Consider the following 504-nt stretch of genomic DNA (forward strand, 5'->3'; position numbering starts at 1 on the left):
CTTCACCTTCACCTTCGCCTTCGCCTTCGCCTTCGCCTTCGCCTTCGCCTTCACCTTCGCCTTCCCCTTCGCCACCATCAGCGATGACCGTCACAACTCGTGTGAGTTCAGTTGCTGCGTTACCCGCATCGTCCACCGCGTTGTAGGTAAGCGTGTAGACCCCAGGCAACGACGCATTCACGACATCGCCACCGAGGTCCACCGTCACAAACTCGTCCAAATTATCCAGCACCGAAGCACCCTGCTCCGTGTACGAGTCAACGCCTGCGATCAGCGTGAGCTCCGCCGCGCCGTTCAGCGTAAGCTGAGGCGCGGTAACGTCCACGGTGAGGGCGTCCGTCACTGTGGTTTCGCTGATGTTCCCAGCGAGATCTTCGGCCACCACCACTATATCGTACACCCCCTCCACCAACGCAGTGAGGAGATTGTCCGCGAGTGTCCAGGTGCCGTCGCCATTGTTTGTCGCCGACAATTCTTGTCCGCCAACGCGAATTGTTATCATCG

At 59.1% G+C, this 504-nt stretch carries 1 protein-coding gene; it reads right to left on the bottom strand.

The window, feature by feature from the left end:
• Positions 1-472 (bottom strand): DUF5011 domain-containing protein (locus JNK74_30570; protein ID MBL7650512.1); only part of this gene is annotated, 472 nt, incomplete at its 3' end.
• Positions 473-504: the final 32 nt, after the last annotated feature.

Source organism: Candidatus Hydrogenedentota bacterium (genome assembly GCA_016791475.1).
Taxonomy (GTDB): Bacteria; Hydrogenedentota; Hydrogenedentia; order Hydrogenedentales; family JAEUWI01; genus JAEUWI01.